Raw genomic sequence first — 23,092 nt, forward strand, 5'->3', positions numbered from 1 at the left:
GCAGGACCTCATTTGCGCAGCAGGCGCAGACCGTTGAACACCACCAGCAGGCTCACGCCCATGTCGGCGAACACCGCCATCCACATGGTGGCCATGCCGGCAAAGGTGATCGCCAGGAATATCGCCTTGATGCCCAACGCCAGAACGATGTTCTGCGTCAGGATCGCCGCACTTTGGCGCGACAGCCTGACGAACGCCGGGATTTTGCGCAAGTCGTCATCCATCAGCGCCACATCGGCGGTTTCGATCGCCGTGTCGGTACCGGCCGCTGCCATGGCGAAGCCGATTTCGGCACGGGCCAGGGCCGGCGCGTCGTTGATGCCATCGCCGACCATGCCCACCCGGTGCCCTTCGGCGTACAGCTGCTCGATGCTGTGCAGCTTGTCGGCGGGCAGCAGGTTGCCCTCGGCACGGTCAATACCCACCTGTGCGGCGATGGCCTGGGCGGTGTGCGGATTGTCGCCGGTCAACATGACGGTCTTGATGCCCAGCGCATGCAGTTCGGCGATGGCCTGGCGGCTGCTGTCCTTGACCGTGTCGGCCACGGCGAACAAGGCCAGCGGCCCGGAGCGGTCGAGCAGCAGCACCACGGTCTTGCCCTGGCGCTCCAGCGTATCCAGCTGGGCTTCCAGCTCCGGCGAACACAGGCCCAACTCCTCGACCAGCCGGTGGTTGCCCAGGTGGTAGGTTTCGCCGTCGATATCACCGCGCACGCCACGGCCGGCCAGGGCCGCGAATTCGCTGACCTCGCTCAGCGGCAGGTTCTGCGCCTTGGCGAACTGGGCAATGGCGCCCGACACCGGGTGATCGGAACGGTCGGCCAGGCTCGCCGCCAACGCCTGGGCACGGCCCTCGAACAGGGGGTCGAGAACCTGGGCATCAGTTTGTACCGGCTTGCCGTGGGTGATGGTGCCGGTCTTGTCCAGGGCCAGGAAGTCCAGCTTGCGGCCACCTTCGAGGTAGACCCCGCCCTTGATCAGGATGCCTTTGCGCGCCGCAGCGGCCAAACCACTGACGATGGTCACCGGGGTAGAGATGACCAGCGCGCACGGGCAAGCCACCACCAGCAGTACCAGCGCACGGTACACCCAGTCGAACCAGGCACCGGCCATGAACAACGGCGGAATCACTGCCACCGCCAAGGCCACGGCAAACACCGCAGGGGTGTAGATACGCGAGAACTGGTCGACGAAACGCTGGGTAGGTGCACGCGCGCCCTGTGCTTCTTCGACGGCCTTGATGATGCGCGCCAGGGTCGACTGCCCGGCGGCCGCCGTCACGCGGTACTCCAAGGCACCGGCCTGGTTGATGGTACCGGCGAACAACTTGTCGCCGGCGGCCTTTTCCACAGGCAGGCTTTCGCCGGTGATGGGCGCCTGATCGACGCTGGACTGCCCGCTGATCACTTCGCCATCCAGGCCGATGCGTTCGCCCGGGCGCACCCGTACCAAGGCACCGATAGCTACCTCACGTACGTCCACCTCATGCCACTGGCCGTCGGCCTGCTGCACCGTGGCCATGTCCGGGGCCAGCTGCATCAGCCCGCCAATGGCATTGCGCGCGCGGTCGAGCGAGCGCGCCTCTATCAGCTCGGCGATGGTGAACAGCACCATGACCATGGCCGCTTCCGGCCACTGGCCGATCAGCACGGCGCCGGTCACGGCAATGCTCATCAGCGCGTTGATGTTGAGGTTGCGGTTCTTCAGGGCGATCCAGCCCTTCTTGTAGGTGCCCAGGCCACAGCCGAGGATGGCCGCCAGCGCCAGCACGGCAACCAGCCATTGCGGCGCGAGGCTGGCGAAGTGCACGATTTCGGCGGCGATCGCGGCAGTACCCGACAGAGCCAGCGGCCACCAACGGGTCGTGTGCGGCTGCGCCGCGGCGGCGCTGCCGTCGTCTTCAGCGGCCAACGGCTCGGCCTTCATGCCCAGGCTGCCGATGGCGCGTTCGATCTCACCGGTACCGTTCAAGGTATGGCGCACACCAAGCACGCGGTTGATCAGGTTGAATTCAAGCTGCTCGATGCCGGCCAGCTTGCCCAGCTTGTCCTGGATCAGGGTTTGCTCGGTGGGGCAGTCCATGGCGTCGATGCGAAAGCGGCTGAGCTGGGCATGGCTGCTGGCCTTCTCGCTCAGTTGCAGCAAAGCGGGCGCGGCGCTGGCGCCACAGCAGCTGTGACCGTGGGCGGCATGGCCATGGTCATCATCGCCATGGGCATGATCGTGAGAATGCTTGTGTTCGTGGCTGACAGGCTGGTTCATGGGGTCATCCTTAAATAGAGCCTGTTGCCAAGTGAACACCCTGTAGCCACTATAGGGTCAAGCCACTTGCTGGAGATTTCGTGATGAAGATCGGAGAACTGGCCAAAGCCACCGATTGCGCCGTGGAGACCATCCGCTATTACGAGCGTGAACAACTGCTGCCGGCGCCTGCGCGCAGCGAGGGCAACTACCGGCAGTACACCCAGGCCCACGTCGAGCGGCTGACCTTCATCCGCAACTGCCGAACGCTGGACATGACCCTGGACGAGATCCGCAGCCTGCTACGCCTGCGCGACAGCCCCGACGACGCGTGCGGCAGCGTCAATGCGCTGATCGACGAGCATATCGAGCATGTGCAGGCACGGATCGATGGCTTGGTGGCGTTGCAGGAGCAGCTGGTGGAGCTGCGGCGGCGCTGCAGTGCGCAGGGGGCGGAATGCGCGATCTTGCAGCAACTGGAGACGAACGGGGCGGTATCGGTGCCGGAAACCGAGCATTCCCATGTCGGCCGAAGCCACGGGCATTGAGCCTGAATCATTCGCGGGCAAGCCCGCTCCCACAGGTACATCACAATCTCAGGCTTCTGGTGATCCCTGTGGGAGCGGGCTTGCCCGCGAATAGGCCAGCTCAGGCAAACAAAACTATCAGACCGCCATCGGCGCCGTCATCGGCGCATGGTGTTCATACCCTTCCAGGCTGAAGTCGCTCGGCTCGATCTTCTCCAGCCACTCCGGCTCGTACTTGCCGGTCTTGGCAAACTCCGGCACACGGTCACTGATCACCAGCTTCGGCGCTTCCAGCGGCTCGCGCTTGAGCTGCTCGTTGAGCATGTCCAGGTGGTTTTCATACACATGGGCATCACCGATGAAGTAGGTGAACCAGCGCGGGGTGTAACCGGTCAAGCGGCCGAACAGCGACAGCAGCGCCGCGCCCTCGGTGAGGTTGAACGGCGTGCCCAGGCCCAGGTCGTTGGAGCGGATGTAGAGGGTCAGGGAAATTTCCCTGGTCTCGACATTCGGGTGGAACTGGTACAGCAGGTGGCAGGGCGGCAGGGCCATTTCGTCGAGCTGGGCGCAGTTCCAGCCATGGAACAGGATGCGCCGGCTGCCCGGGTCGTTGGCGATGGTGTCCAGGCACTGGCGCACCTGGTCGATGGCCTTGTACAGGATGGCGAACGCCACGCCGTCCTCCTGGTCCTGGGCGATGCGGCGGAAACCCGCCTTCTCGGCCATTTCGATGGCCGCCGGGTTGCTCAGCGGGATGCGCTTGTAGCCCGGCCACTGGCGCCACTGCACGCCGTAGATCTCGCCCAGGTCGTCATGGCCCTGGCGGAACGGGTTGGCCAGCCACTGGGCGTTCTCGTTGGCGTTCTGGTCCCAGACCTTGCAGCCCAGCTCGCGGAATTCGCCGGCGTTCTTCACGCCCCGCAGGAAGCCGACCATCTCGCCGATCGCCGACTTGAATGCCAGCTTGCGCGTGGTGATGGCCGGAAAGCCCTTCTGCAGGTCGAAACGCAGCATGGCGCCCGGCAGGCTGATGGTGCGGATGCCGGTGCGGTTGCCCTGCAGCGTGCCGTTCTCGATGACGTCGCGGACCAGGTCCAGATACTGTTTCATGGCTTACCTGTAACAAGAACGGCAGGGGGATCACCCCTGCCGTGGGAATAATCAGGCGGGTTTCGCCGTGGGTTTGCGATTATAAGCCCACCAGATCAGGCCAAGGCCAGCCAGGATCATCGGCACGCAGAGAATCTGACCCATGGTCAGCCAGCCCCAGGCGATGTAACCGAGCTGCGCGTCGGGCACACGGACGAATTCCACGATGAAGCGGAAGATGCCGTAGAACAGCGCAAACATGCCGGAAACCGCCATGGTTGGCCGCGGCTTGCGCGAGAACAGCCAGAGGATGACGAACAGCGCCACGCCTTCCAGGGCGAACTGGTACAGCTGCGAGGGGTGGCGCGGCAGCTGGGCCGGGTCGCTGAACGGCGGGAAGATCATCGCCCATGGCACGTCGGTGGGCTTGCCCCACAGCTCGGCGTTGATGAAGTTGCCGATACGCCCGGCGCCCAGACCGATCGGCACCAGCGGCGCGACAAAGTCCATCAGCTCGAAGAACGACTTGTTGTTGCGCTTGCCGAACCACAGCGCGGCCAGCATCACACCGATGAAGCCGCCGTGGAACGACATGCCGCCCTTCCACACCTCGAAGATCAGCGTCGGGTTGGCCAGGTAGGCATGCAGGTCGTAGAACAGCACGTAACCCAGGCGCCCACCGACGATCACGCCCATCGACAGCCAGAACACCAGGTCTGAGAGTTTCTCGCGGGTCCAGGTCGGGTCGAAGCGGTTGAGCCGGCGCGAGGCCAGCAGCCAGGCACCGCCGATGCCGACCAGGTACATCAGGCCGTACCAGTGGATTTTCAGTGGCCCGAGGGCTACGGCCACGGGGTCTATCTGCGGGTAAGGCAGCATGGAACTTCCTCTTGATTCAAATCAGAAAGCTGAGGCCGACGCAGAACAGCAAGGCTGCGAACAGGCGTTTCAACAGGCGTGGCGACAGCTTGTGCGCCAGGCGCGCGCCAAAGCGCGCGAAAAACATGCTGGTCACGGCAATGCCGACCAGCGCCGGCAGGTAGACGAACCCCAGGCTGTGGGGCGGCAGGTGTTGCTCGTGCCAGCCCAGCAGCATGAAGCTCAAGGCACTGGCCAGGGCGATCGGCAGGCCACAGGCCGATGAGGTCGCCACGGCCTTTTGCATCGGCAGGCCGCGCCAGGTCAGGAACGGCACGGTCAGCGAGCCGCCACCGATGCCGAAGATGGCCGAGGCCCAGCCGATCACCCCGCCGGCGCCAATCAATGCCGGCTTGCCAGGGATGTCATGGCTGGCTTTGGGCTTGAGGTCCAGGGCCATCTGCGCGGCGATGATCAGGGCGAACACGCCGATGATCTTCTGCAACTGCGGGCCCTGGATCAGCGAAGCGGTCTTGGCGCCGATACCGGCCCCCATGAGGATACCGAGGGTCATCCAGGCGAAGATCGGCCATTGCACCGCACCCTTGCGATGGTGTTCGAGCACGGCGTTGATCGAGGTGAAGACAATGGTCGCCAGCGAGGTACCGACGGCCAGGTGAGTCAGCACCGACGCGTCGAAGCCTTGCAGGGTGAAGCTGAACACCAGCACCGGCACGATGATGATGCCGCCACCCACGCCGAACAGCCCGGCCAGCACACCGGCGCAGGCGCCCAACAGCAGATAGAGCACGAATTCCATTCGTCTTCCCCGAGAAAACAATCCGGCATGGTAACGGAAGCCGGGCTCGTGGCTCTAGTGAACTCTGTGACAGGATGGATCGACACCCATGCAGTGGGTAGAGTGGGCAAAAACACAGAGGCCCAACCGATGTGCCTGATCGTATTCGCCTGGCGGCCCGGGCATGCCCTGCCGCTGATCGTCGCGGCCAACCGTGACGAGTTCTATGCCCGGCCGACCCAGGCCCTGGCAGCCTGGGACGATGCGCCCGGGGTGCATGCCGGGCGTGACCTGGAGGCCGGTGGCACCTGGCTGGGCGTCGGCCCACAGGGGCGCTTTGCAGCGCTGACCAACATTCGCGACCCAGGCCAGGTGCTGGGGCCACGCTCGCGGGGCGAGTTGGTGGCGGCGTATCTGCAGGGCGAACTGGGGGTGGAGGCCTACCTCGACCAGGTGGCCAGCCGCAGCGGGCAGTACTCGGGGTTCAACCTGCTGGTGGGTGATAGCCGTCAGCTGGGCTACCTGCACGCCCGGGACGTGGCGCCGCGTTTGCTGGAGGCCGGCGTCTACGGGCTTTCCAATGCCGGGCTGGATACGCCATGGCCGAAGCTGGTGAAAGCACGCACGGGGTTGGAGGGGCTGCTGGACACGGCCGACCCCCAGCAATTGCTGGCGTTGCTGGCGGATAACGAGACAGCGGCCGACGCTGAGCTACCAGAGACCGGCGTGGGGGTGGCGACCGAGAAGTTGCTGTCGAGCGTGTTCATTGCCAGCCAGAACTATGGTACGCGGGCGAGCACCGTGTTGATCGTGGATGATCGAGGGAGAAGGCGGCTGGTGGAGCGCAGTTTCGGGCCCTTTGGCGGGCATCTGGGGGAAGTCAGCCTGGAAGTGTGATGTTGTTTGCACCGGCCTCTTCGCGGGCAAGCCCGCTCCCACAAGTATTACACCGGTCCTGAGGGTAGTGTGTGACCTGTGGGAGCGGGCTTGCCCGCGAAGAAGCCAACACTGATCAAAGGGTTTTGTTCGCCCCTGGCCCGATCATCCGCGCCAGCCCGAGGTTCTTCAGGGCCAGTTGCAGTGAGCTGTGGATAACCTGCGGGTTGTCATGGCTCAAGGCTTCGACCAGCAACTCCTTGGCCTTGCTCATGTTCACCTGGCGCAGCATCCACTTCACCTTCGGCAGGTTGGTGGCGTTCATCGACAAGCTGTCGAAGCCCATGGCCATCAACAGGATTGCCGCCGCCGGGTCACCGGCCATCTCGCCGCAGATGCTCACCGGCTTGCCTTCGCCATGGGCATCCCGCACCACGGTATTGAGCGCCTGCAGCACTGCCGGGTGCAGGTAATCGTACAGGTCGGCGACCCGCGGGTTGTTGCGGTCCACCGCCAGCAGGTACTGGGTCAGGTCATTGGAACCGACCGAGAGGAAGTCCACCTGCCGCGCCAGCTCCTTGGTCTGGTAAACCGCCGCCGGGATTTCCACCATCACGCCCACCGGCGGCATCGGTACGTCGGTGCCTTCGTCGCGCACCTCGCCCCAGGCGCGGTGGATCAGGTGCAGTGCTTCTTCCAGTTCGTGGATGCCGGAAATCATCGGCAGCAGAATGCGCAGGTTGTTCAGGCCCTCGCTGGCCTTGAGCATGGCGCGGGTCTGCACCAGGAAGATTTCCGGGTGATCGAGGGTGACGCGGATGCCGCGCCAGCCGAGGAACGGGTTTTCTTCCTTGATCGGGAAGTACGACAGCGCCTTGTCCCCCCCGATGTCCAGGGTACGCATGGTCACCGGCAGCGGGTGGAAGGCCGCCAGCTGCTCGCGGTAGATCGCCAGCTGCTCCTTCTCGCTGGGGAAGCGCTGGTTGATCATGAACGGTACTTCGGTGCGGTACAGGCCAACGCCTTCGGCGCCGCGCTGCTGGGCACGCGCCACATCGGCGAGCAGGCCGGTGTTGACCCACAGCGGCATGCGGTGGCCGTCAGGGGTGACGCACGGCAGCTCGCGCAGGGCGTCGAGGCCCTGGGCCAGCTGGCGTTCCTCTTCGACCACGTCGCTGTACTGCTTGCGCAGTACGTCACTGGGGTTGGTGAACACCTCGCCCTTGTAGCCGTCGACGATCATCTCGATGCCGTCGACCTTGGAATACGGCAGGTCGACCAGGCCCATCACCGTCGGAATACCCATGGCGCGGGCGAGGATGGCGACGTGGGAGTTGCCCGAGCCCAGTACCGAGACCAGGCCCACCAGCTTGCCTTCCGGCACCTCACCGAGCATCGCCGGGGTCAGTTCTTCACTGACCAGGATGGTGTTGTCGGCATACACTAGCGACTGCGAGCGGGCTTCCTGCAGGTAGGCCAGCAGACGCCGGCCAAGGTCCTTCACATCCGAGGCGCGCTCGCGCAGGTAATCGTCGTCCATCAGTTCGAAGCGGTTGACGTGCTCGCCAACCACCTGGCGCAAGGCGCCCTGGGCCCATTGGCCGGTCTTGATGACTTCGATCACTTCACCGCCGAGGGCGGCGTCTTCGAGCATCATCAGGTACACGTCGAACAACGCGCGCTCTTCCGGGCGCAGCTGGGTGGCCAGTTTGGCCGACAGCTTGCGCATGTCTTCGCGCACGCCTTCGAGGGCGTTCTGGAACAGTTTCAGCTCGGCGTCGATGTCATCGACAGCCTTGTCTGGCACCACTTCCAGGTCGGCCGGCGGCAGCATGACCACGGCGCGCCCGACCGCAGCGCCCGGCGAGCCCGGCACGCCGACGAAGCGTGCTTCCTGGATACCTTTACCTTGGCGGCCCAGGCCACGGATCGAACCGGTGGCTTCGGCGTGGGCGATAACCCCGGCGAGCTGGGCGCTCATGGTGACAAGGAAGGCTTCTTCGCCCTCATCGAACTGGCGGCGCTCCTTCTGCTGGATGACCAGTACACCAACCACGCGACGGTGGTGGATGATCGGCGCACCGAGGAAAGAGGCGAATTTCTCTTCACCGGTTTCGGCAAAGTAGCGATAACGCGGGTGATCGGCGGCGTTTTCCAGGTTCAGCGGCTCTTCCCGGGTACCGACCAGGCCGACCAGGCCCTCGTTGGGGGCCATGCTGACCTTGCCGATGGAGCGCTTGTTCAGGCCTTCGGTAGCCATCAGCACGAAGCGGTTGGTTTCCGGGTCGAGCAGGTACACCGAGCAGACCTGGCTGCCCATGGCCTCCTTGACGCGCAAGACAATGATCCCCAACGCCGTCTTGAGATCTTTGGCGGAGTTCACTTCCTGGACGATCTTGCGCAGCGTATTGAGCATGGCTCGGGGTCGAACTCCGTCGTCAGTCGCGCGTCAGCAGACGCGGTGCAAGCTCTTTCAGGGCGCGGCGGTAGACTTCACGCTTGAATGTCACCACCTGGCCCAGCGGGTACCAATAGCTGACCCAGCGCCAACCGTCGAATTCCGGTTTGCCGGTCAGGTCCATCCGCACCCGTTGTTCGTTGCTCACCAGGCGCAGTAAAAACCACTTTTGCTTCTGGCCGATGCACAGCGGTTGGCTGTGGGTGCGGACCAGCCGCTGGGGTAAACGATAACGCAACCAGCCGCGGGTGCAGGCAAGAATTTCCACATCGTCGCGTTCAAGGCCAACTTCTTCGTTCAGCTCGCGGTACAGGGCATCTTCTGGCGTCTCGTCAGGGTTGATGCCACCCTGCGGGAATTGCCAGGCATCCTGGTTGATCCGTCGAGCCCATAGCACCTGCCCGGCATCATTCGTCAGAATGATCCCAACATTGGGGCGAAAACCATCCGGGTCGATCACGGCAGCAACCTCGCAAACGCATGTCACCGCATTGTTCCACAAAGCCTGCGAGCGCAGCAACGCGCCCGCCAAGCTTATGTGCAGCGCGGTGAAAACTCCGTATTCTGCGGGCCTACCCTGTGGCTGACACGAGTGACCGCGATGCGCCTGGCTTTATTCGACCTGGACAATACCCTCCTCGGTGGTGACAGTGACCACGCCTGGGGTGACTACCTGTGCGAGCGGGGCATTCTCGACCCGGTCGCGTACAAGAAACGCAACGACGCCTTCTACCAGGACTACCTGAACGGCACCCTCGACCTGCAGGCCTACCTGGCCTTCTCCATGGAAATCCTGGCCGCCACCGAGCCGGCCCAGCTCGACGAATGGCACCGCGACTTCATGCGCGACTGCATCGAGCCGATCATCCTGCCCAAGGCCTTGGCATTACTGCAGCAGCACCGCGAAGCCGGCGACCAGCTGGTGATCATCACCGCCACCAACCGCTTCGTCACCGCGCCCATCGCCCGGCGCCTGGGTGTGCGCGTGCTGCTGGCAACCGAATGCGAGACGCACGACGGCCGCTTTACCGGGCGTAGTACCGATATAGCGTGTTTCCGTGAAGGCAAGGTGACGCGGCTGGAGCGCTGGATGCTGGAGAACGGCTTTGATCTTGAGGACAGCTATTTCTATAGTGACTCGATGAATGACCTGCCGTTGCTGGAGCGGGTGACCCATGCGGTGGCAGTGGACCCGGACCCGAACTTGCGGGCCGAGGCCCAGAAGCGTGGTTGGCCGGTGATTTCGTTGAGGGATTGAGGTTTTCCTGTTTCGGCCACTTCGCGGGCACGCCCGCTCCCACATGGTCGGTGTATGCAGGACCCTGTGGGAGCGGGCATGCCCGCGAAGTGGCCAGTACCGGCAGTACAAGACTGTCAGACCGGCTTGGCACCCATCAGCCCGGCGATGGACAGGAAGCACACCCCGCTGAACACTGCCAGGGCCAGGGTAAACCGCAACCCGACCGCTTCGGCCTTGCGCAGCCGGTTCAGCCGCACCAGCAGCCACCACCCGGCAAACGCACCCAGCGTATAGATGACACTGGAAGCCAGCACCCAGGTCTGCCCCAGCGGCCAGCCAACCAAGTGCACCAGCCGCCAGCCAGTGAACGGCATGCTCACCAGGCACACCCCCATCACCAGCCAAACAAACACCAGTGGCCGGCGCAGCAGCTTGGCGTAGGCTTCGGCATCGCCCTGGCGGCGGGCCCGCACGGTCCAGGCCGTCAAGCCCAGGGCGCCCAGCAGCAACAGCGCGGTGGCGATGATGTGCAGGGTCTTGAGGGTGGTCAGGTGTTCCATTTCCCAGTAGTCCTTCAGCAGGCCATTTTTCCGTTAGCTTCTTCGCGGGCAAGCCCGCTCCCACAGGTACTGCGCAGGCTCTGAATCGCTCGGAGATCCTGTGGGAGCGGGCTTGCCCGCGAAAAGGCCATCAGCCCTAGCTTAGCTTCTCAACCCAGGAACAGCTTGTACGCCGGGTTATCGGTCTCGTCCCAGTACGGGTAACCGATCTTGGCCAGCGCCGCCGGCACCAGGTGGCGCTCGTCTTCCGGCACCTGCAGGCCAGCCACCACACGCCCGTCAGCCGCGCCGTGGTTACGGTAGTGGAACATCGAGATGTTCCAGCGCCCGCCCAGCTTGGTGAGGAAGTTGAACAACGCACCCGGCCGCTCGGGGAACTCGAAGCGCAGCACGATCTCGTCGCTGGCACCCGCCGAATGGCCACCGACCATATGGCGGATGTGCAGCTTGGCCAGTTCGTTGTCGGTCAGGTCGGTCACCGGGAAGCCCTGGTCGATCAGGTGCTGCACCAGCGCCGCCCGCGGGTCGTTTTCCGGGTGGGTCTGCACGCCGACGAAGATGTGCGCCTCATCGGACGTGTGCTTGCGGTAGTTGAACTCGGTGATCTGGCGCTTGCCGATCGCCTCGCAGAAGGCCTTGAAGCTCCCCGGGCGCTCGGGGATGGTCACGGCGATGATGGCTTCGCGCTTCTCGCCCAGTTCGGCGCGCTCGGCGACATGGCGCAGGCGGTCGAAGTTGACGTTGGCGCCCGAGTCGATGGCGACCAGGGTTTGCCCGGTCACGCCCTTGAGCTCGACGTACTTCTTGATGCCCGCAACACCCAATGCGCCAGCAGGTTCGGTGATCGAGCGGGTATCGTCGTAGATATCCTTGATCGCCGCACAGATCTCGTCGGTACTCACCGTCACCACCTCGTCCACATGGTGGCGGCAGATGTCGAAGGTGTGCTGGCCGATCTGCGCCACCGCCACGCCGTCGGCGAACAGCCCGACCTGCGGCAGCACCACGCGCTCGCCAGCAGCCATCGCAGCCTGCAGGCAGTTGGAGTCGTCCGGTTCGACACCGATCACCTTGATTTCCGGGCGCAGGTATTTCACATAGGCCGCGATGCCGGCAATCAGGCCGCCACCGCCTACCGGAACGAAAATCGCGTCCAGCTGGCCCGGGTGCTGGCGGAGGATTTCCATCGCCACGGTGCCCTGGCCGGCGATGGTGTGCGGGTCGTCGTAGGGGTGGATATAGACGAAGCCTTTTTCGTCGACCAGTTTCAGCGAGTAGGCCAGTGCTTCCGGGAACGAATCACCATGCAGCACCACCTTGCCGCCGCGCGAGCGCACGCCTTCGACCTTGATCTCCGGGGTGGTCTTGGGCATCACGATGGTGGCCTTGATGCCCAGCTCGCGGGCCGCCAGCGCCACGCCCTGGGCATGGTTGCCGGCCGAGGCGGTGACCACGCCACGGGCCAGCTCTTCCTGGGTCAGCTGCGCCAGCTTGTTGTACGCCCCACGGATCTTGAACGAGAACACCGGCTGCAGGTCTTCGCGCTTGAGCAGGATCTGGTTGCCCAGGCGCTTGCTCAGCTGCCCGGCGCTCTGCAACGGGGTTTCGACAGCGACGTCGTAGACGCGCGAGGTGAGGATCTTCTTGACGTACTGTTCGAGCATCGGAAAGCATCACTGGCCGCGGGACAAGGGCTGCGAGTCTACCCCAGCGCTACGTCGGGCGACCACAGCAAAGCCGCCCGAGCCGTTATACTAGGCTCCTTTCATTACCGCCCTGCCCCTTTCCGGAGCCCGCATGACCCAGGACCAACTCAAACAGGCCGTCGCCCAGGCCGCTGTCGACTTCATTCTGCCGAAGCTGGATGAAAAGAGCGTCGTCGGCGTCGGCACCGGTTCGACCGCCAACTTCTTCATTGACGCCCTGGCCCAGCACAAGACCGCCTTCGATGGCGCAGTCGCCAGCTCCGAAGCCACTGCCCAGCGTCTGAAGGGCCACGGCATCCCGGTCTACGAGCTGAACAGCGTCAGCGAGCTGGAGTTCTATGTCGACGGCGCCGACGAAAGCGACGCGCACCTGAACCTGATCAAGGGCGGCGGCGCGGCCCTGACCCGCGAGAAGATCGTCGCGGCCGTGGCCAAGACCTTCATCTGCATCGCCGACGGCAGCAAGCTGGTGCCCGTGCTGGGCGCCTTCCCGCTGCCGGTCGAGGTCATTCCGATGGCCCGCAGCCACGTGGCACGTCAGCTGGTCAAGCTGGGCGGCGACCCGGTGTACCGTGAGGGCGTGGTGACCGACAACGGCAACGTGATCCTCGATGTGCACAACCTGCAGATCACCAACCCGGTGGAGCTCGAAGCACAGATCAACGCCATCGTCGGCGTGGTGACCAACGGCCTGTTCGCAGCGCGCCCTGCCGACCTGCTGTTGCTGGGTACCGCCGAAGGCGTGAAGGCCCTCAAGGCCGAGTAACGGCATTCGCGAGCGAGCCGAACCCTCCGGTCAGTCGTTCTTCTTGAAGCGATAGAACAGGTTCGGCTCGCTGACCATGTACAGGTTGCCTTGATCGTCCATGGCAACGCCTTCGGCACGCGGGATGGTGTGCTGCAGACCGTTGAAGCCACCCAGCAAGGTCATGAAGCTGACCTGCTGGCCTTGCTCGTCAAGCTCCAGCAGCATGTTGGAATCGGCCGACAGTGCCAGCAGATGCCCTGTGCGCGGGTCGACCCCCAGCGCCGACAGGTTGCGCAGGTCGAGTTCGTCGCTGGCCAGTGCCTGCTTGTCACCCTTGAGCGGGCTGCGCCCGTCGCTGCTCCAGCTGTACAGCTTCGGTGGCCGCTCCTCGCCGATCACCAGTCGCTGGCGCATCGGGTCCCAGGCCACGCCCTCGAAACCCTTGTTGCGCTTCACCGATTCGCCCAGGTCATAACTCTGGAAATCCGCGTGGTTCAGCGAGGTGGTTTGCGCATCCACCTTGACCACGGTCAGGTCGTGCAGGCGCTCATCGGTGATCGCCACATTGCCATCTTCCATCACGGCGACGCCTTCCGGGTTGCTCCAGCCTACCAACGGAATCTTGCGCAGCACGTCGCCGTCGAGGCTGAGCTCGACCAGGAACGGGTTTTTGCCCATCACCGCGAACAATGTGCGGGTACGCGGGTTGAAAGCGATGTCCGAGGCTTCGTCATCCTCCATGCCCGGCAACACCTTGGCATCGATGTCGGCCTGATAGTCCGGCAGCCACACGCTCTCGCTGCGCTCGGCGCTGGTTTCGAAGCCTTCCTTGACCCACAGCACGCCGCGGTCATCCCAATGCATGGCCACCGCCACGCCGTAACCGATCACCGCTGCAACGGCCAGGCCGAAGGGCCAGCGCAGGTAGAAGCGGCGCTTGGAGGATGCGGGGGCGCTGGTGGATGCTGGCATGCAAAAGTCCTGGGGAAATGGGCGAAGATTCGCGCATTATCCGGATGAAGTGTGAAAAATCGGTAAACCGCACGGGCATCTTCGCGGGCACGCCCGCTCCCACAGGGATCGCACTTTAACTGAGGCTTGTGCATCACTTGAGGGAGCGGGCTTGTCCGCGAAGAAAGCGCCGCGGTATCGGCTCAGAGCACCCGGCTCTCGAAGCGGCAGACGCCCGGCAGCTCCAGCACCAGTTCGTCACCGACAGTGAACGGCCCGACACCGGCCGGGGTGCCGGTCAGGATCACATCCCCCGCCTGCAGCGAGAAATGCGCCGCCATGTACTGGATGATCGGCACGATCGGGTTGAGCATCATCGCGCTGTTGCCGTCCTGGCGCACTTCACCATTGATGGTCAGGCGCACCGGAATATCGGTCACATCTTCAAAGGACGCTGCGGAAACGAACGGTGGCAGCACGCAAGCACCGTCAAAGCTCTTGCACAGTTCCCACGGCAGGCCCTTTTCCTTGAGCTTGGCCTGCACGTCGCGCAGGGTCAGGTCCAGGGCCGGGGCGTAACCGGAGATGGCATCCAGCACTTCTTCCTCGGAGGCACTGGACGACAGCGGCTTGCCCAGCAGCACGGCAATTTCGGCCTCGTAATGTACCGAGCCACGGTCGGTCGGGATCTTGAACCCACCTTCCAGCGGCACCACGCAACTGCCCGGCTTTATGAACAGCAGCGGCTCGGAAGGAATGGGGTTGTCCAGTTCCTTGGCATGTTCGGCATAGTTGCGGCCGATGCACACCACCTTGCCCAGCGGGAAATGGATGCGCGTGCCGTCTACGTACTGGTGCTGGTAACTCATGGCCGACTCCTTTGATTACTGCTTTTATTCAGGAGCGAAGATCTTACCCGGATTCATGATGCCGTTAGGGTCGAAGACGGCCTTTATTGCCTTCATGCAGGCAATTTCCTCAGGCGAACGGCTGTAACCCAGGTAGTCGCGCTTGGTCATGCCCACGCCGTGCTCGGCCGAGATCGAGCCGTTGTAGCGTTCGACGATCTCGAACACCCACTTGTTGACCTTGGTGCACGAGGCAAAGAAGTCATCCTTGCTCATGTGCTCGGGCTTGAGGATGTTCAGGTGCAGGTTGCCGTCGCCGATGTGGCCGTACCAGACCACTTCATAGTCCGGGTAATGCTCGCTGACGATGGCATCGATATCGCGCAGGAACGCCGGCACCTTGGAAATGGTGACGGAAATGTCGTTCTTGTACGGAGTCCAGTGGGAGATGGTCTCGGACAGGTACTCGCGCAGCTTCCACAGGTTCTTCAGCTGGGTTTCGCTCTGGCTCATCACCCCATCCAGCACCCAGCCCTGCTCGACGCAGTGCTCGAAGGTGGCCAGCGCTTCGTTGGCCACCTCCTCGGTGCTGGCTTCGAACTCCAGCAAGGCATAGAACGGGCAGTCGGTCTCGAACGGGGCCGGCACATCCCCGCGGGCCATGATCTTGGCCAGGCCCTTGTCGGAGAAGAACTCGAAAGCGGTCAGGTCGAGCTTGCCCTGGAACGCATGCAGCACCGGCATGATCGAGTCGAAATCCGGCGTGCCCAGCACCATGGCCGTGAGGTTGCGCGGGGCGCGGTCCAGGCGCATGGTCGCTTCGACCACGAAACCCAAGGTGCCTTCGGCGCCGATGAACAGCTGGCGCAGATCATAGCCGGTGGCGTTCTTGATCAGGTCCCTGTTCAGCTCCAGCAGCTCGCCCTTGCCGGTGACCACTTTCAGGCCGGCCACCCAGTTGCGGGTCATGCCGTAACGGATGACCTTGATACCACCGGCATTGGTGCCGATGTTGCCGCCAATCTGGCTGGACCCGCTGGAGGCGAAGTCCACCGGGTAATAAAGGCCCTGTTCTTCGGCAAAGGCCTGCAGTTGGCGGGTGATCACGCCCGGCTGGCACACCACGCTGCGGTCGAAGGCATTGAAGTCGAGAATCTGGTTCATGTAGTCGAAGGCGACGACGACTTCGCCATTGGCCGCCACGGCCCCGGCGGACAGCCCGGTGCGCCCGCCGGACGGTACCAGTGCAACCTGATGCTGGTTGGCCCAGCGGACGATGGCCTGCACCTGTTCTACTGTTTTGGGGAACACGATGGCCGTGGGCGCTGGCGGGTAATGCTTGGTCCAGTCCTTGCCGTAGGTTTCCAGGGAAGCGGGGTCGGTCAGGACCTTGCCAGGGTCGACAAGGGTCATCAGTTCATCAATTACTGCGGGGTGGGTCATCGCAGGAACTCTCGACTTATTCATAGTCACCCTGAGCACTCTTCACCTGTCGGGATAAGCTCAGATTGTGTCGCGTATGCTAGCATAGCGCTCCCGCTGTTCATGCTAAGGCTGCCCTAACGCCTGGCATCAGTCCTCGCCATTTTTTCTCCGGGATACAGGTTTACGCAGATGAGCAAGACTTCTCTCGACAAGAGCAAGATCCGGTTCCTTCTTCTTGAAGGTGTGCACCAGAACGCGGTCGATACCCTCAAGGCCGCCGGCTACACCAACATCGAATACCTCACCGGTTCATTGCCGGATGCCGAGCTGAAGGAAAAGATCGCCGATGCCCACTTCATCGGCATTCGCTCGCGCACCCAACTGACCGAAGAAATCTTCGACTGCGCCAAGAAGCTGGTCGCCGTCGGCTGCTTCTGCATCGGCACCAACCAGGTCGACCTGGCTGCGGCCCGCGAGCGCGGTATCGCCGTCTTCAACGCCCCGTACTCCAACACCCGTTCGGTGGCCGAGCTGGTGCTGGCCGAAGCCATCCTGCTGCTGCGCGGCATCCCGGAGAAGAACGCATCCTGCCACCGTGGCGGCTGGATCAAGAGCGCGGCCAACTCGTTCGAAATCCGCGGCAAGAAGCTGGGCATCGTCGGCTACGGCTCGATCGGTACCCAACTGTCGGTCCTGGCAGAAAACCTGGGCATGCAGGTGTACTTCTACGACCCGCTGACCAAGCTGCCGCTGGGCAACGCCGTGCAGGTCACCAGCCTTACCGAGCTGCTGGGCCTGGCCGACATCGTTTCGCTGCACGTGCCTGAGCTGCCATCCACCCAGTGGATGATCGGCGAGAAGGAAATCCGTGCGATGAAGAAGGGCTCGATCCTGATCAACGCCGCCCGTGGCACCGTGGTCGAGCTGGACCACCTGGCCGCCGCGATCAAGGACAAGCACCTGATCGGCGCCGCCATCGACGTGTTCCCGGTCGAGCCGCGCTCCAACGACGAAGAGTTCGAAAGCCCGCTGCGCGGCCTGGACAACGTGATCCTGACCCCGCACATCGGTGGTTCCACTGCCGAAGCCCAGGCCAACATCGGCCTGGAAGTGGCCGAGAAGCTGGTCAAGTACAGCGACAACGGTACGTCGGTATCGTCGGTCAACTTCCCGGAAGTTGCCCTGCCGGCACACCCAGGCAAGCACCGCCTGCTGCACATCCACGAAAACATCCCGGGCGTGCTCAGCGAGATCAACAAAGTCTTCGCCGAGAACGGCATCAACATCTCTGGTCAGTTCCTGCAGACCAACGAGAAAGTGGGTTACGTGGTAATCGACGTTGACGCCGAGTACTCCGACCTGGCGCAAGAGAAACTGCAACAAGTCAAAGGCACCATCCGTTCGCGCGTCCTGTTCTAAGGTCGCTGGCGGCATGAAAAAGGGAGGCCCTGGTGGCCTCCCTTTTTTTATTTCACTTCAACCGTGATCTTCTTCGATTCGACACTCGGCTTGAACGGCACATGATACTGGTCACCCAGCACCAGCTGCAGGGTGTGCTTGCCCGGTGTCAGGGTGATGGTCGCTTCGGTCTGTGCCTTGCCGAAGTGCAGCACCTGCGGCCCCGCTGGCAACGCCGTGCCGGCGGCCGGCATCAGGCTGGTCGGCAGTGGCATGTCGGCCACGGGTTCTTTATCCACATCCACCAGCAAATGGTGATGGCCCGTATGCGGCGTCTGGTCACCCGCCGGCTTGAGTTCCATGCCCTCGATACCGAACTTGACGGTGAAGGTCTTGTCGACCGTGGCGCCATCGGCGGGGGAAACGATGACCACCTTGGCATCCTTGGGCGGTTCCTGGCTCTTCAGGGCATCCGCGGCGCCGGCAAAGACCGAGGCCCCCATCAGCAGGCCGGCAACGGCAGCACGCGAAAATAGGCTGTTCATTCACTTCTCCTGTGATTCACTTTTTGACCGCTGCCGGTATGACGAACGGCGGCGATAGTTCACCATAGCCCACAAAGAGAAATTTTTCAGTTAGGGTTAAACCTCGCCAAGGCTTCAAGGTCATAGGCTGCGCTCGACCGCGACGGGGAAGAAAGTCGCGGCGAAAGTTACTCATCTGCTGAAGAAAAAGGGGCATTACATGCGTTCGACCATAGGCGTACTGCTGGCAGTACTGATCACTCCATTGGCTCAGGCCGAGCTGATAGACGAAATCGCCGACCGGGGCGAATTACGCATTGCCGTACAGGCCGATAACGCGCCCTATTCGTTCAAGAAAGACGACCGCCTGACCGGCTTTGAAATCGAATTTGGCCAGGACCTGGCCCGCGAACTCGACCTGCGTGCCGAGTTCGTCGAAGCCACTGCAGAAGACGTGCTGCCAGGCGTTGAAAGTGGCAAGTACGACATTGCCCTGACACCGTCGAGCGAGTCGCTGAAGACCGACGGCCCGTTCGATGTAAGCCAGGCATTCGGTGAAAAGAAACTGGTGATTCCATTCCAGAAAGACAACCCGGCGTTCGAAAGCGCGGTGAACAACGCGCTTCAGCGCCTCAAGGACAGTGGCCGCACAGCAGAACTGGAACAGAAGTGGTTCAAGGCCATGCAGGCGGGCCAGCCAGCGCCTGCCGCGCTTGCTCCAGCTCCAGCTCACTGAACACCTGCACCCCCTCACGCCGCAGCAAGGCTGCGGTCACGCCTTCACCCGGCACCTTCACCCCGCTGAAGGTGCCATCGTAGGTCAGGCGGTTGCCACACGATGGGCTGCCCGCCTTCAGCACCGCCACCCGAATGCCGTGCTGTCGCACCAGCGCCAGGGCCTGCTGCGCCCCTGCCAGAAACGCGGCACTGACATCCTCGCCGGTCACCGTCAGCACCTGCCCCCCGCCATCGAGCACCTGCGCGCCCTGCCCACCAGGGATCTCCGCCGGCGGGCGTGGTGTTGGCAAGCCGCCAGCCACCTCGGGGCACAATGGCACGACACGCCCTTCGGCCTGCCACTGCCGCAGCACATCAGGATGCCCGCTGGCCCGGCCGTCATAGCGCACCGGCTGCCCCAGCAGGCAGGCGCTCACCAAGACCTTGGGCAGATCAGAACGGGTCATTGCCGCGGCGCCGGAACCAGCCGGTCAACGACAGGCGCTCGCGCCTGGCCGGCAGCACCTCGTGCGGCACCTCACCGGACAGGAAAATCGCCAGGCAACCCGCCACCGGCTGCACATCGTGCTCGACATCATCCGCCAGGAACATGCGCAGTTGCCCGCCGTCCTCCGGTTGCCAGTCTTCATTGAGATAGAGCACCGCCGAAACCATGCGTCGGTCATCGTCGCGGAAGCGGTCAAGGTGCCGGCGGTAGAACGCCCCCGGTGGGTACAGGGCGAAGTGGCACTCGAAGTCTTCCAGGCCCAGGAACAACCCCTGGTTGATGGCCTGACGCAACTGGTCCATGGCCGCCAGATACTGGTCGCAGGCCTCGGCCTGGCCTGGGTCGATCCACTGGATCTGGTCGCCGCGAATGCTCTCGCGCACCTCCTGGGCATCACCGCGCCCAACGCCGGCCGGGTTGAGTTCGCCTTCGGCATCACGGCGCCGGCATTCGGCCGCCAGCGCGCGCACCAGCTCGCTAGGCAGAAAGAGAGCCTGCTGCGACCAGCCATGGGTGGCCAGATCGTCGACGACGGCCGCGAACATCGGGTTTTCAGGGGAGATGTGCATGGCGCGCATCATATCCATTCACCTTGTCGGCGCACAGCGCCACTTGGCTGAGAAGCGTTCGGATTGCTCGACAAAATGGCGCCGGGCCAAGGACAATAGCCACCTGCCGACAGGAGTCCTGAATGCGCCGTCTGTTTTCCCTGCTTCTGCTGATGATCTGCACCATGCCTGTCTGGGCAGACAGCCTCGATCAACTGTACAAGGCCGCCGGCTGGCCCGACCAGCGCGCCCATTTTTCCGATGCCGTGAGCGCCGCCCAGCAGCGCTACCGCAGCAGCCTGCCGCCTGCGGTTTACCAGGCGCTGGTCAACAACAGCAACCAGCGCTTCCAGGCCCAGGCAATGGACAACCGTGCCTTGGCCAAACTGCGCAGCTCGCTGCCCAACCCGGCACCGGCACTGGCCTTCTTCCAGTCCCCCCTGGGGCGCAAGATCGTCGCAGCCGAACTGCTGGCCACACGCAAGGACCAGTTGGCCAAGAATGCCAAGGGCCTGCCGAAGATGCAGGCCAGCGATAACCGCCTGCTGGTCATCGGCCACCTGGCCCAGGCCCTGCCAGCCCGGGAAGCCGGCGCCGAAGTCAGCCTGGCGATCGCCGGGGTGGCCGCCGACAGCCTGAGCTCGATGATCCCCGGCCTGTTTGGTGCCGGCCAGGCCCAGGGCCTGCTCGACGGCCAGCGCCAGCGCCTTATGGGGCAGATCGGCGAAGACCTGAACAACACCCTGCTGTACGTCTACCGCGACCTCTCCGACGACGAGCTCGAAGAGTTCGCATCATTCGCCGAGTCGACGGACGGCAAGGCCTATTACCAGGCCGCGGTGGCTGCGGTGCGTGCTGGCCTGGCGGTGGGCCAGAACAGCGCCGACCTCAAGTGATCAACCCAGGCGCTGCTGGATGAAATCGAAGTAGCGCCGACGAATGTCCGGCAGCTCGTTGGCCAGGTGATGGCGGGCTTCGGGCAACATCAGGATCTGCGGCTCGCTGAACTTGGCCTTTAGCACTTCGAGGTTGTGCGGCCAATCCACCGTACCATCCGCCTCCCCCTGCACGATCAGCGGCCGCCTTGCGCAGTGCGGCGCCGCCTCGATGCGCTTGACCCAGGCGATCAAGGCGCCGACCCAGGCCGTGGGCAAGCGCCGCGGCTGCAATGGGTCGGCTTCGAGGAAGGGCAGGAACGTCGGGTCGTTGGTGTTCTCGCTGAAGCGCCGCTCGATGCCGTTGACGAAGTGGCGTAGTACCCGATAGCTGAACTTCGACCAGCGCCAGGCGCGTGGCCTTACCAGCGGTGCCAACAGGATCACCTCGCCATCGATCGGGCTGTGCGCGCCCTGGTGCAGCAGGTGATCGACGGCAATGGCGCCACCGGTGCTCTGCCCGCAGAGGTGCCAGGGGCGTGGCAACCCAAGCCCGCCAGCCTGTTCGAACACGGCCTCCAGCACCTGCTGGTACACCGCGAAATCACCAATGCTGGCGCGCTCGCCACTGGACAGGCCGTGGCCTGGCAGGTCGCAGCTGATCACCGCATAGCCAAGCTTGAGCGCCCATTCGATCAGGTGCCGATACAAGCCCATGTGGTCGTAGTAGCCGTGCAGCAGGAACAACGTCGCAACCGGCTTTTCGGGTAGCCAGACTTGCCCGACCAGCTCGTAACCCGCCGCCTGGAAGCCGCCCAGCCAGCTCTGCGCCGGCAGGTTCAAGCCATAGAAACGTTGATAGGCCTGCGCCTGCGTGGACAACGGCTGGCGTTTGCCCAATGGGGCGAGGCTGGCACGCAGGAGATCGGGGTGAAAGGCAGCAGGCATCAGGTACATCCACGGCGGAGCGAGTATTGATCTGCGATATTCAGCTCTGGCTGGCGTCGTGGCAAGCTTGCTCGCCACTGATCAACACCACCGCTCCTACAAGGGACCGCGGAAAACCCATGAAAACTCGATTCATCAAACAGATGTGCATCGTAATCGCCTTGGTAATTGGCGTCGCCGTGCTCTGGCAGGCCTACTCCACCTTCCAGTCCCGCTACCTGCGCCCGTTCGACAACCAGGCCACGCTGTTCGACGGCAGCCAGCTGCGCCTGCCTGCCGAGCTGGCCGGCCCCGGGCCGATCCGCGTGGTGCACTTCTGGGACCCGGCCTGCCCGTGCAACGTCGGCAACCAGCAGCACCTTGGCGACCTGATCAGCCAGTTCGCCGGCCAGGGCGTGACCTTCCACGTCGTGCAAAAGGCCGGCAGCCACGGCCAGCTGCCCGCCAACCTCGCCAGCCTGCAACCCATCGCCAACCTGCCCGGCAGTGAGCAGCTGCCCGCCTCCCCGGCCGTGGCCATCTGGGACCGCCAGGGCAACCTGGCCTACTTCGGCCCTTACAGCGAAGGCGCGGTGTGCAACGCCAGCAACAGTTTCATCGAGCCAATCCTCCAGGCCCTGCTGGCCGGTCGCAGGGTCACCGCCTCGAATACGCTGGCGGTTGGTTGCTATTGCCCCTGGGCCGGCTGACGCACCCGCGCCGGGTTACCCATGACGGTCGCACCCGCCGGCACATCGCGGGTCACCACACTGCCGGCACCGACGATGGCGTTGTCACCAATGGTCACCCCCGGCAGGATGACCGCCGCCCCACCGATCCACACGTTGTTGCCGATGGTCACCGGCCGACCGCTTTCCAGCCCGCTGCGACGGACCTCAGGGTCGAGCGGATGGTCGGCCGCGTAGATCTGTACATTGGGGCCGATCTGGCAGTCATCGCCGATGCGCACCGGCACCACGTCGAGGATCACGCAGTTGAAGTTCATGAACGTATTGCGCCCGACGCTGATGTTGTAGCCGTAGTCGCAGTAGAACGGCGGGCGGATCACCGTGCCCTCGCCGACATGGGCAAAGTGCTCGGCCAGCAGGCCGTTGCGCGCCTCGTTGAGCAACTCGACGCTGTTGTTGTAACGGTGCATCCAGTGCTTGTTGGCGATCTGCTCGGCCTGCAGTTCGGGGCAACCAGCGTGATAGAGCTGACCAGTCAGCATTTTCTGTTTTTCGCTGAGGGACATGGAAACTCCTTTCAG

General features: G+C 63.7%; 24 protein-coding genes. 8 read left to right on the plus strand and 16 right to left on the minus strand.

What is annotated here, in order from left to right:
• Positions 1-8: 8 nt before the first annotated feature.
• Complete coding sequence (locus CAF78_RS14510; RefSeq protein ID WP_085676343.1) at positions 9-2,261, minus strand: heavy metal translocating P-type ATPase; 2,253 nt, start codon at positions 2,259-2,261, stop codon at positions 9-11.
• 83 nt (positions 2,262-2,344) lie between these two features.
• On the opposite strand from CAF78_RS14510, the gene cadR reads away from it, so the two are divergent.
• On the plus strand, positions 2,345-2,788 hold the full coding sequence (cadR, locus tag CAF78_RS14515; protein ID WP_085676344.1) for a cadmium resistance transcriptional regulator CadR: 444 nt from the start codon (positions 2,345-2,347) through the stop codon (positions 2,786-2,788).
• 117 nt (positions 2,789-2,905) lie between these two features.
• On the opposite strand, the gene CAF78_RS14520 is transcribed toward cadR, so the two are convergent.
• The 3 genes from CAF78_RS14520 to CAF78_RS14530 are packed head-to-tail and all read right to left on the minus strand — an operon-like array spanning position 2,906 to position 5,534.
• Complete coding sequence (locus tag CAF78_RS14520; RefSeq protein WP_085676345.1) at positions 2,906-3,877, minus strand: thymidylate synthase; 972 nt, start codon at positions 3,875-3,877, stop codon at positions 2,906-2,908.
• Positions 3,878-3,928: 51 nt separating this feature from the next.
• Positions 3,929-4,735, minus strand: coding sequence for a prolipoprotein diacylglyceryl transferase (gene lgt, locus CAF78_RS14525; protein ID WP_079230092.1), 807 nt, complete (start codon positions 4,733-4,735; stop codon positions 3,929-3,931).
• A 16-nt stretch (positions 4,736-4,751) separates the two neighbouring features.
• On the minus strand, positions 4,752-5,534 hold the full coding sequence (locus tag CAF78_RS14530; RefSeq protein ID WP_085676346.1) for a sulfite exporter TauE/SafE family protein: 783 nt from the start codon (positions 5,532-5,534) through the stop codon (positions 4,752-4,754).
• Positions 5,535-5,663: 129 nt separating this feature from the next.
• Here CAF78_RS14530 and CAF78_RS14535 point away from each other — a divergent pair, with 129 nt between their 5' ends.
• Entirely contained in the window at positions 5,664-6,410 is a 747-nt protein-coding gene (locus CAF78_RS14535; protein WP_085676347.1) for an NRDE family protein, read from the plus strand.
• A 115-nt stretch (positions 6,411-6,525) separates the two neighbouring features.
• Here CAF78_RS14535 and ptsP read toward each other — a convergent pair whose 3' ends face one another.
• Both ptsP and CAF78_RS14545 read right to left on the minus strand, forming a co-directional pair.
• Positions 6,526-8,805, minus strand: coding sequence for a phosphoenolpyruvate--protein phosphotransferase (gene ptsP, locus CAF78_RS14540; RefSeq protein ID WP_085676348.1), 2,280 nt, complete (start codon positions 8,803-8,805; stop codon positions 6,526-6,528).
• 22 nt (positions 8,806-8,827) lie between these two features.
• Positions 8,828-9,307, minus strand: coding sequence for an RNA pyrophosphohydrolase (locus CAF78_RS14545; protein ID WP_003249017.1), 480 nt, complete (start codon positions 9,305-9,307; stop codon positions 8,828-8,830).
• A 141-nt stretch (positions 9,308-9,448) separates the two neighbouring features.
• Here CAF78_RS14545 and CAF78_RS14550 point away from each other — a divergent pair, with 141 nt between their 5' ends.
• Positions 9,449-10,105, plus strand: a complete 657-nt coding sequence (locus CAF78_RS14550) for an HAD family phosphatase (protein WP_085676349.1) — start codon at positions 9,449-9,451, stop codon at positions 10,103-10,105.
• Positions 10,106-10,221: 116 nt separating this feature from the next.
• On the opposite strand, the gene CAF78_RS14555 is transcribed toward CAF78_RS14550, so the two are convergent.
• On the minus strand, positions 10,222-10,647 hold the full coding sequence (locus CAF78_RS14555; RefSeq protein ID WP_085676350.1) for a DUF2269 domain-containing protein: 426 nt from the start codon (positions 10,645-10,647) through the stop codon (positions 10,222-10,224).
• 149 nt (positions 10,648-10,796) lie between these two features.
• A complete protein-coding gene (ilvA, locus tag CAF78_RS14560) occupies positions 10,797-12,311 on the minus strand; it encodes a threonine ammonia-lyase, biosynthetic (RefSeq protein WP_085676351.1) in 1,515 nt (504 codons plus the stop codon).
• Positions 12,312-12,444: 133 nt separating this feature from the next.
• On the opposite strand from ilvA, the gene rpiA reads away from it, so the two are divergent.
• The gene (rpiA, locus tag CAF78_RS14565; protein WP_060498103.1) at positions 12,445-13,119 is read left to right on the plus strand and encodes a ribose-5-phosphate isomerase RpiA; all 675 of its coding nucleotides are present in this window, start codon (positions 12,445-12,447) and stop codon (positions 13,117-13,119) included.
• A 30-nt stretch (positions 13,120-13,149) separates the two neighbouring features.
• Here the strand turns inward: rpiA and CAF78_RS14570 are convergent, their stop codons facing one another.
• From CAF78_RS14570 to CAF78_RS14580, 3 genes are all read right to left on the minus strand, one after another.
• Entirely contained in the window at positions 13,150-14,073 is a 924-nt protein-coding gene (locus CAF78_RS14570; RefSeq protein ID WP_085676352.1) for an SdiA-regulated domain-containing protein, read from the minus strand.
• Positions 14,074-14,255: 182 nt separating this feature from the next.
• Complete coding sequence (locus CAF78_RS14575) at positions 14,256-14,921, minus strand: fumarylacetoacetate hydrolase family protein (protein ID WP_085676353.1); 666 nt, start codon at positions 14,919-14,921, stop codon at positions 14,256-14,258.
• 24 nt (positions 14,922-14,945) lie between these two features.
• Entirely contained in the window at positions 14,946-16,343 is a 1,398-nt protein-coding gene (locus tag CAF78_RS14580) for an FAD-binding oxidoreductase (protein ID WP_085676354.1), read from the minus strand.
• A gap of 171 nt (positions 16,344-16,514) precedes the next feature.
• On the opposite strand from CAF78_RS14580, the gene serA reads away from it, so the two are divergent.
• Positions 16,515-17,744, plus strand: coding sequence for a phosphoglycerate dehydrogenase (serA, locus tag CAF78_RS14585; protein ID WP_027920925.1), 1,230 nt, complete (start codon positions 16,515-16,517; stop codon positions 17,742-17,744).
• A gap of 47 nt (positions 17,745-17,791) precedes the next feature.
• Here serA and CAF78_RS14590 read toward each other — a convergent pair whose 3' ends face one another.
• Complete coding sequence (locus CAF78_RS14590; protein ID WP_085676355.1) at positions 17,792-18,268, minus strand: DUF4399 domain-containing protein; 477 nt, start codon at positions 18,266-18,268, stop codon at positions 17,792-17,794.
• A gap of 199 nt (positions 18,269-18,467) precedes the next feature.
• Between CAF78_RS14590 and CAF78_RS14595 the strand changes: the two genes are divergently transcribed.
• A complete protein-coding gene (locus CAF78_RS14595) occupies positions 18,468-18,983 on the plus strand; it encodes an ABC transporter substrate-binding protein (protein WP_085676356.1) in 516 nt (171 codons plus the stop codon).
• Here the strand turns inward: CAF78_RS14595 and CAF78_RS14600 are convergent.
• Together CAF78_RS14600 and CAF78_RS14605 are read right to left on the minus strand one after the other, a co-directional pair.
• On the minus strand, positions 18,922-19,431 hold the full coding sequence (locus CAF78_RS14600) for a DUF523 domain-containing protein (RefSeq protein ID WP_085676357.1): 510 nt from the start codon (positions 19,429-19,431) through the stop codon (positions 18,922-18,924). The two genes, CAF78_RS14595 and CAF78_RS14600, sit on opposite strands and share 62 nt — an antisense overlap.
• Entirely contained in the window at positions 19,418-20,050 is a 633-nt protein-coding gene (locus CAF78_RS14605) for a 2OG-Fe(II) oxygenase (RefSeq protein ID WP_085676444.1), read from the minus strand. The genes CAF78_RS14600 and CAF78_RS14605 overlap by 14 nt, the downstream gene beginning before the upstream one ends.
• A gap of 113 nt (positions 20,051-20,163) precedes the next feature.
• Between CAF78_RS14605 and CAF78_RS14610 the strand changes: the two genes are divergently transcribed.
• On the plus strand, positions 20,164-20,916 hold the full coding sequence (locus CAF78_RS14610; protein WP_085676358.1) for a DUF2059 domain-containing protein: 753 nt from the start codon (positions 20,164-20,166) through the stop codon (positions 20,914-20,916).
• Here the strand turns inward: CAF78_RS14610 and CAF78_RS14615 are convergent, their stop codons facing one another.
• The gene (locus CAF78_RS14615; RefSeq protein ID WP_085676445.1) at positions 20,917-21,843 is read right to left on the minus strand and encodes an alpha/beta hydrolase; all 927 of its coding nucleotides are present in this window, start codon (positions 21,841-21,843) and stop codon (positions 20,917-20,919) included. It abuts the gene before it with no gap.
• 119 nt (positions 21,844-21,962) lie between these two features.
• Between CAF78_RS14615 and CAF78_RS14620 the strand changes: the two genes are divergently transcribed.
• Complete coding sequence (locus CAF78_RS14620; protein ID WP_085676359.1) at positions 21,963-22,532, plus strand: DUF6436 domain-containing protein; 570 nt, start codon at positions 21,963-21,965, stop codon at positions 22,530-22,532.
• On the opposite strand, the gene CAF78_RS14625 is transcribed toward CAF78_RS14620, so the two are convergent.
• On the minus strand, positions 22,511-23,077 hold the full coding sequence (locus CAF78_RS14625) for a sugar O-acetyltransferase (RefSeq protein ID WP_085676360.1): 567 nt from the start codon (positions 23,075-23,077) through the stop codon (positions 22,511-22,513). The genes CAF78_RS14620 and CAF78_RS14625 overlap by 22 nt on opposite strands.
• Positions 23,078-23,092: the final 15 nt, after the last annotated feature.

Origin of the sequence: Pseudomonas sp. R28(2017) (genome assembly GCF_002112505.1) — a bacterium.
GTDB lineage: Bacteria > Pseudomonadota > Gammaproteobacteria > Pseudomonadales > Pseudomonadaceae > Aquipseudomonas.